Annotated in this window: 6 protein-coding genes; all 6 read right to left on the bottom strand. The window is 62.5% G+C overall.

Annotated features, from left to right (window positions below; all coding sequences use genetic code 11):
* Positions 1–284: 284 nt before the first annotated feature.
* The 6 genes from ACZ7NC_RS43710 to ACZ7NC_RS43685 all read right to left on the bottom strand — a co-directional run bounded on the left by ACZ7NC_RS43710 (position 285) and on the right by ACZ7NC_RS43685 (position 7,582).
* A complete protein-coding gene (locus tag ACZ7NC_RS43710; protein ID WP_471497615.1) occupies positions 285–1,574 on the bottom strand; it encodes an aspartate kinase in 1,290 nt (429 codons plus the stop codon).
* A 131-nt stretch (positions 1,575–1,705) separates the two neighbouring features.
* A complete protein-coding gene (locus ACZ7NC_RS43705) occupies positions 1,706–2,365 on the bottom strand; it encodes a pyridoxamine 5'-phosphate oxidase family protein (protein ID WP_471497610.1) in 660 nt (219 codons plus the stop codon).
* On the bottom strand, positions 2,365–3,435 hold the full coding sequence (locus tag ACZ7NC_RS43700; RefSeq protein WP_471497608.1) for a zinc-binding dehydrogenase: 1,071 nt from the start codon (positions 3,433–3,435) through the stop codon (positions 2,365–2,367). The genes ACZ7NC_RS43705 and ACZ7NC_RS43700 overlap by 1 nt, the downstream gene beginning before the upstream one ends.
* Entirely contained in the window at positions 3,428–4,789 is a 1,362-nt protein-coding gene (locus ACZ7NC_RS43695; RefSeq protein ID WP_471497607.1) for an aspartate aminotransferase family protein, read from the bottom strand. Before ACZ7NC_RS43695 ends, ACZ7NC_RS43700 begins: the two co-directional genes overlap by 8 nt.
* On the bottom strand, positions 4,779–6,140 hold the full coding sequence (locus ACZ7NC_RS43690; protein WP_471497605.1) for a SidA/IucD/PvdA family monooxygenase: 1,362 nt from the start codon (positions 6,138–6,140) through the stop codon (positions 4,779–4,781). Before ACZ7NC_RS43690 ends, ACZ7NC_RS43695 begins: the two co-directional genes overlap by 11 nt.
* Before the next feature lie 71 nt (positions 6,141–6,211).
* Positions 6,212–7,582, bottom strand: coding sequence for an FAD-binding oxidoreductase (locus ACZ7NC_RS43685; RefSeq protein WP_471497603.1), 1,371 nt, complete (start codon positions 7,580–7,582; stop codon positions 6,212–6,214).
* Positions 7,583–7,904 lie beyond the last annotated feature (322 nt).

Genomic DNA, 7,904 nt, shown 5'->3' with positions numbered 1-7,904 from the left:
GGCGTTTTCGGCCTTTCGCGCTAGGCACACCCGCCTGACCTGCATCGATACCTCACCGCACCCCCAAGAACCCCGCTCAACTGTGGAACGCAGGTAAAGTTGCTGGCATTGGGTGCGATCCCCTCGGGCTACCCGACTGTCCCTACCGAACCCGGAGCGGTTCAATGGCCTTCAAGAGTAGTTTGGGGGTTCGCCGACCTCATCGTCGGCGACGGGGGTAAGGGGCCGCACGGTGCCGACCTTCTCCGTGCTCTTGGTCGCTGTGGTGTAGTTGCGGAGTCTCTTCAGCTCCGGATCGAGTCGAGGAAGCCGTCGTCCGGACGCTCGACGGTGACCATGGGTACCGTTTTCGTGTCTGTGATTCTGGTCAGTGCGAGGGTTTCGTGCAATGTGCGTACAGCGTCGTCGAGGTGGTCGGCGGGGCATAGTGCCGCGATGTGGGTCGGGGATGACGTGATGGTGTTGATGGTGATCCCTTCTCTTGTCAGCGTCTTGCGGCACGTTGCTGTCACTTCGGGGTGAGGCATGTCGGTGCCGACGATGGAGATCTTGCTGAGGGATTCGTCGTGGTTCAGCTGCCCGAAGGCAATGGTGGTGTGCTGCTTTCTTACCGCTGCTACGGCGGCGGGCCCGTTGTCCTTGGACAGCACGATGGTGACGTCGATTCGTCCACGAGCTGCCGACGGTTCAGCCTGGATGATCATTCCGGTGTCGCCGGTCGCGTCGGTGATGGCACGACGGAGGCGTACTTCGGGCTCGCCGTGGCTTGGGATTTCCGTCACGGTGAGTGTGGCGACGGAGCGGTCGTGGGCGATGGCGATGAGCGTCGGCTTGTGGCCACCGGTGCGGGTGACATGGGTGCCTGGTGTGTCGGTGTAGGAGGAGCGGACGTGCAGGGGCACATTGTGGCGGCGCGCGTATTGCACGGCGGGTAGGGCGAGTACCTGTGCACCGGATGCGGCCATCATTTCCATGGCTTCGTAGCTGATGTGGTCCAGTCGGCGTGCGGTGGGTACGAGTTTGGGGTCTGCTGTGTAGACGCCGTCGACATCCGTGTAAATCTCGCATTGTTTGGCTTTGAGTGCGGCGGCCAGGGCGACTGCGGTGGTGTCCGAGCCTCCGCGGCCCAGGGTGGTGGTTTCCCCGGTGTTCTGGCTGATTCCTTGGAAGCCGGCTACCACGGCGACAGCGCCTTGCCTGAGTGCTGTGTGTACTCGGTGTGGATCGACGCTGATGATCTGCGCCTGGCCGTGTGCCGATGTTGTGATCACTCCGGCCTGTGCGCCCGACAGGGAGCGGGCTGCTGGGCCAAAGGTTTGGATGGCTATGGCGACCAGGGCGTTGGAGATGCGCTCGCCAGCGGTGAGCAGCATGTCCACTTCGCGGGGCGGTGGCAGCGGATTGACTCGATGGGCGAGGTTGAGGAGATGGTCGGTGGTGTTGCCCATGGCAGATACGACGGCGACGACGTCGTGGCCACTCTTGCGGGTGGTGGCGATGCGCTCGGCGACACGGGTGATCAGGTTGGTGTCGTGTACTGAGGAGCCGCCGTACTTCTGGACAATAAGAGGCATGCTGGACCTCCATGTGGTCCTCAAATAGCCGGGCTGAGGCGGCTCGCGGTCGTGCGAGTCAGATGGGATGAGTCTTTTTCCGCTGGCGTCGCTGGGCCTGGGGAGAAGCGCCTGTTGTGTATCCGGATGGCTTACGTCTGGGGCAGTAGGTAGGGCGGCAGCTGGATGCTGTCCTGTAGTCCTTCGGCGGGGATGGGGTGCAAGGTGGTCTGCGAGATCGGGATGACTCCGGCCCAGTGCCGCAGTGTGAGATCGTGGGGTGTGTCCTTGGGGCCGCCAGAGCGGATTTTGGCAGTCGCTTCGATCAGTTCGAGCCCGAGCATTGTGGTCCCGGCAAGCTCTTGGTCGGTCAGTGGCCGGGTATCGGCGAGCCGGCCTGGGACCACTTTTTCGATGAGGGCATTGAAGACCTGGCCTTTGAGAGCCAGGTCTTCCACTGTGCGGGCCAGACCGTGTGCGATCACCGACCGGTAGTTCAGGGAGTGGTTGAAGGCCGCGCGTGCCAGTACCAGGCCGTCGATCACCGTTGTCGTCAGGCACACGTCCAGTCCGTCGCGTTGTGCTGCCAGGAGGGGGTTTCCGCCGGGTGAGCCGTGGACGTACACCGTGTTGCCGAGGCGTATGTGCATCAAGGGGAGGACCGTGGGGTGGCCGTCGGCGATGAAGCCCAAGTTGCAGACGAACGTGGCATCTAGGATGGCGTGGATAGTGCGTTGGCTGCGGATCATCCGGTTTCGGTGGCGGCGCGGGGTGGTGCGGCCGGTTGCCGGGTATTCATTGTCTGAGGGCATCATTCACCTCCTGTGTCTTCGTGGGTGATGAGCGGTTTGAGGATGCCGTCTGCTTTGGTGGCCATGAGGGCGAAGGCTTCCTCGGCGTGTGTGAAAGAGAATCGGTGGGTGGTGAGTTGGGTGAGGTCGACGCGTTTGTTCTCGACCAGTCGCAGCAGGCGGGTCATCCACTCGCGGCCGCCGGGACAGAGCCGGGTACGGATGGTCTTGTCGCCCATTCCCCGACCGAATCCGTCCTGCGGGATGGTCAGATCTCCCGTCTGATAGCCGACGTTGACGATGACACCGCCCGGCCGTGTGAAGCGGATACAGTCGGCGAATGCATCAGGGGCGCCGGAGGCCTCGATCGCGGCGTCAACTCCATGATCGGGCAGGGGCATGACGGCCGCTGGGTCCTGCTGGGCCGGGTCGATGACGAGGTCGGCGCCGAAGCTGGTGGCATAGGCGGCACGGTCAGGTCTAGGCTCGACGGCGATGACCAGTCCGGCGCCGAGGAGCCGGCACGCGGTGGCGGCACACAGACCTACCGGCCCCAGTCCGAAGACGGCAACGGTGCCCCCCGGGGGAACGGCTGCATCCTGCGCTGCAGCAAGGCCGGTGCTGAACATGTCGGTGGTGTAGAGGGCCTGTTCGTCGGAGAGTGCCCCGGGCACGGCGACCAGATTGAAATCGGCATCACTGACGAGGAAGTAGTCGGCCAGGCAGCCGTCCTTCTTCGAAGTGAACTGATATCCGCCCATCAGGGTGCCGCCGCACTGGCCGGACATGCCTCGCTGACAGTCATTACAGCGGCCGTCGGGGGTGATGGCGCTCACCGTCACCCGATCGCCCACGGCAAACAGCGTGACGTCCGCGCCCACGCGTTCCAGGATCCCCACACTTTCATGGCCCAAAATCCGCCCAGGAGGCAGTGTCATCCCCCCGCGGACATGGCGTACGTCGGAGGTGCACACCGACGAAGTCGTGGTGCGCACCACCACATCCCGCGGGCCCGGCCTCGGGACTGGCTTCTGGATGAAGCCGACGCGGCCGGCGCCGAGGGCGGCGAGAGCGGTCATCATCTCAGGCATGGCCCGGCTCCGTGTGGTGACCGGAGGTGACGGCCTGAGCCAGGATCGAGAGCGCCTGGTCGACTTCCTTCGCTGTCACGGTCAGTGGCGGAAGCAGCCGGATGACGCAGTCATCCGGCCCGCCGGTCTCGACGATCAACCCCGCGCACAGGGCGGCATGCTGGATAGCCCTGGCCAGTTCCGATGCCGGTGCACTGGTGGTGGGATCGGCTAGTTCAACGCCCCACATCAGTCCCATGCCACGCACATCGGCCACCCACGGATGCCTGCGCAGTTTCTCCAGCCCTTCGCGCAGTTGCCTCTCGCGTGCGCAGACGTTGGCCAGCACATTATCCCGCTTGATGATCTCAAGGGCTTTCGTGCCGGCGGCGAAGGCGAGTTGATTGCCACGGAAGGTGCCGATGTGTGCGCCGGGGGCCCAGGTGTCCAGTGCACGGCTGTAGAGGATCAGCGCCACCGGGAGGCCTATACCGCTGAGCGCCTTGGATGCGACGATCACGTCGGGCTCAATGCCGTAGCGCTCGCACGCGAACCAGGTCCCGGTGCGGCCGCAGCCCGTCTGCACCTCGTCCACGATCAAAGGGATGTCGAGGTCGAGGGTCACTCGCCTCAGCCGCTGGACGAATTCCGGCGTTGCCGGGATGACCCCGCCCTCGCCCTGGACCAGTTCCAGGATGACGGCGGCGGGTTTGGGTATCCCGCCCTGGGCGCTGTTCAGCGTACGTTCCAGATAGGTGAGGCAGTTCGTGGTGCAGCTGTCAGGGACCAGGCCGAGAGGGCACCGGTGGCAGTAGGAGTATGGAAAGAAGTGCACGCCCGGCAGACCATCAGCCACGGGCCTTTTTGCTTTGACATCGCCCGTCACGGCCATTGCTGCGGCGGTGCTGCCGTGGAATCCGCCCTGGAAGGCAGCGATGCCGCCTCTTCCTGTTGCGGTTTTGCACAGCTTGATCGCGGCTTCCACCGCATTGGCCCCGGTCGGACCGCAGAAGTGCACCTTCATGGTGTCCTGCCACGGGCCAGGCAGCATGCTCAGCAGTTCCTGGGTGAACGAGTCTTTGACCGGTGTCGGAAAGTCCAGCCCGTGCACATATTCGTCTAATTGTGACCGGACTGCATCGGCTACCTCGGGGTGGCTGTGCCCGAGTGAAAGGACGCCGGCACCAGCAAGAAAGTCGAGAAAAACGTTGCCGTCTACGTCCTCGATGCAGCTTCCGTAACCGCGCCGTACGGCAATGGGAAGGTGCCGTGGATAGGTGCGGGCATTGGATTCGTACCTCTCCTGACGAGACAGAAGCCGTTGACTCAGCGGGCCTGGAACCGGAGTACGGACGCGCGGAGTGCTAGATGTCATCACGCACCGCCAGACCGGGCGTCGGCATTCCTGTACCGTCGGCGCCTCGCGGGCCAGGGTGATGGTTTCTCGGGGGCAGGCAGGAACGCAGCGCGTCGTGTATGACTGCCGCACGCAGCGACAGTAAACTGAACGAACCCGAGTCACCTATGCCATGCGTTGATTCACACAGACCGTTGAGAAAGAGCGGCGGAATGCCCTCACGCCGGGGCACCAAGCGATAGTCTTCGCCGACCGTCAGATAACCCTCGTCATCGAACTTAAAATTTCCGATGACGTCGGCCAGCAGAGGGGGGTACGCTTCTTGATGGGGCTCAGGCCCGAGGTCCCGAAACCCCGTTGCCAGAACCACGAGATCAGCGGTGTCATGCTCCCAGGCACCGGTGTGCACTTCATCGACAGAGAGCTCCACCCTGTCCCCATTGACACTGACGGCGTTCACCTGCCGATTGCTCTGCACGAAGACCCGCTGATCACCATCCAGCCGCTGCTCATATATCACCCGGTACAACTCATGGAGTACGTCATCATCAACCGATGAGTAGTTCGTGGGCCTCAAATAACGGTCCAAATGGTGCTTGCTCTCACGGCTCGACCGGTAATAGTAGGCGGTGAAATCAGGGAAAAAACCCTCCTCGCTGAACGGGCTCGTATCCTTAAGACGCAAGCCGAAAGAACGCACATAGTTGGTGATGCGAGCCTGTGGAAATCGCTTGGCCAGATCGAGGACCAGTTCAACAGCGCTCTGACTTCCGCCGATAACCGCTACACTGTTCACCTCTCCCTCAAGCTCCAGCGCCCGCACCCGGGGGAGGTAGTCCATGAGGTGGGCGATCCGGGGATGTGTCACCGAGTCGAAAGGCGGTGGAACATAGGGCGTTCTCCCTGGCCCAATGACCAGCGATCGGGCCAGATAGCACCCGTCGCCTGTGGTGCGGACTTCGTACACGGGAAGCTTCCGATGCACTGCGAGCCGAATAGTCCGCACACGGACGCCGAAATCCACCATGTGCCTCAGATTCTTAACCGCCCACGCAATGTATTGTGCATATTCCTTGCGGAGCGGGAATTCGTCAGGAAGGTTGAGGTGAGCTAGTAGGCGCCCCTCCTCGAACAGATAGTTGATGAAGGTGTAGCGGCTGCGAGGATTACGCAGACTCACCAGATCACGGCATGGATGATTCTGAATGTTCGAACCGTCGAGAAGCATCCCGCCCTGCCAGACGGGATCCCTTTGCGCTTCCAGGAAGCGCATCGTCATCACCGGAACCCTGTGTTCTTCTTCTCCAGCGATAGCAAGGGCTATATTGGCTGGCCCGAAGCCGACGCCAAGTATATCGTAGACTGTCACAGCGACCTCCGGTGCGACAAGGTTCCGATGAATTCCGATCCTGCCAGTCGATGCACTACTTGGCCCCTCGGTCAGGAAAACTGCGGAAAGGAAGCGAAAACGCCATCCGGATCATACTGTGTTGCCACTTCACGAAGCTTTTCCCAATTACTTTCGGCGAACGCTCCTGATGCGCGATGTGCACCACGGAACAGGTCCGTTTCATTAACGTAATAGCCCGTCGCGAACGGCTCGAAATCTTTCACGACGTCGTCCACCCAGCGCAGATTCACTGCATCGTGACGGGCGTCCTCCCAAATGGCGTACGGCGAGAAGAAGATCCGGTCGGTCTTCGAGAACGCCATGTCCGGCAAGGGATCTCCCCCGGCCGGCAGCAGCAGGAACAGCAGATTGGAGTCCTCACTCGGCACAGTGCGCAGGTGCTTGGCCGCCAGAACCAGCAGTTCTTCCAGGTTGCTGTCACCGAGCCACATGTGGTCGACGGCATAGCGGCGCGGCTCGGGATACAGCTCACCAAGATCGGCCTGCAGCTTCGCAAACGTCGTGGGCTGGCACCGGGCCACCTCCCTGCCCCGATGGCTTACCGGCGCCCGGTCGAAGACCGAGAGAAGCTCGCGGGCCTCAGTCTCGGTGTCCACATACGCGACGCCTTGCACCAGAATCATGTACTCGCCGCCGTGAACGTCGACCATCGATGATGGTGCCACCCGCAAATACGACAGGATCTGACCCTGAGGTGCGACTTCCTCGGCAGCCGCACCAGCCCACCGCACCACCTCACCCAGCATGTCCATCGGGTACAACCACTGGCTGAACCGCATGGCTCGGGGCAGCGGATAAAGCTGCAACTCGTAACGCGTGATCACGCCGGGAAAACCCGCCCCGCCCCCGCGAGCCGCCCATAGTAGATCAGCATGCTGATCCGCATCAGCCCTCACCAATTCCCCACTCGCCAACACCACGTCGACCGCCCGCACACTCTTACAGGCGGGGCCCCAGGCCGGCGCGTTCCACGGGATACCACCGCCCAGGAGATAGCCGCTCAGCCCAATACCGGGGCAATGCCCGACCGGGAAGGCAAGACCGCACGCGGCCAAAGCGGTCGCCAGCTGGTCCCCGGTCACACCGGGCTCCACCGTCGCGCACATGGCCTGCGGATCAATCGTGATCCCGGTCAGCTGCGACAGATCGAGCAAGAGCCCTTCCTCACGCAACGCCGAAGAGACCCAGCTGTGCCCGCTGCCTCGTGGCGACACCCGCAGGCCATGCTCGCGCGCGAAGCGAACCGTGCCCCGCACCTCGTCGACACTCGCCACACGGGCAATAGCGTCGGGGAAACGTTCCGGCACGCGACTGTTCCAGCACATCTCGTGCCGTGCCGCCCTGTACCGAACGTCCTCACGGCGGACAAACTGCGCTTGTGCCTCGTTACCGTCAGACATGATCCAAGACCTCCCGTGATCCGGGCCCAGGCTTCGCTGGGCATCGCCGAAACGGCATCCACTGTTGCGCGTACATGGCCTGCTCTCACACCGGACTACCGCGCGCAGCCGCTGTACAGGGGCCGAGCCACGGCACTATCGGGCACATCGGGCAACCTTGCCCGATTGTGAAGATCCGGCATTCCCCTAATAGCTAAAGTAAACGGACAGGTAAAGCTTGGGCAGGACTCAGAGGGCGTTTTGTCTACATTTAAAATATCCCTTTTGTGTATACATGTGCACTTGATTCGGCAATGTTACACGTCTTAATCATCTCGAATGT

The organism is Streptomyces sp. NPDC111802 (genome assembly GCF_055634335.1).
The sequence above is the reverse complement of the archived record's forward strand: the minus strand, read 5'-3'. Positions and strand labels throughout refer to the sequence as shown.

Bases quoted from the DNA above. Each gene is read 5' to 3' on its own strand.
- ACZ7NC_RS43710 (WP_471497615.1), bottom strand. From the start codon at position 1,574: ATGCCTCTTATTGTCCAGAAGTACGGCGGCTCCTCAGTACACGACACC.
- ACZ7NC_RS43705 (WP_471497610.1), bottom strand. From the start codon at position 2,365: ATGCCCTCAGACAATGAATACCCGGCAACCGGCCGCACCACCCCGCGC.
- ACZ7NC_RS43700 (WP_471497608.1), bottom strand. From the start codon at position 3,435: ATGCCTGAGATGATGACCGCTCTCGCCGCCCTCGGCGCCGGCCGCGTC.
- ACZ7NC_RS43695 (WP_471497607.1), bottom strand. From the start codon at position 4,789: ATGACATCTAGCACTCCGCGCGTCCGTACTCCGGTTCCAGGCCCGCTG.
- ACZ7NC_RS43685 (WP_471497603.1), bottom strand. From the start codon at position 7,582: ATGTCTGACGGTAACGAGGCACAAGCGCAGTTTGTCCGCCGTGAGGAC.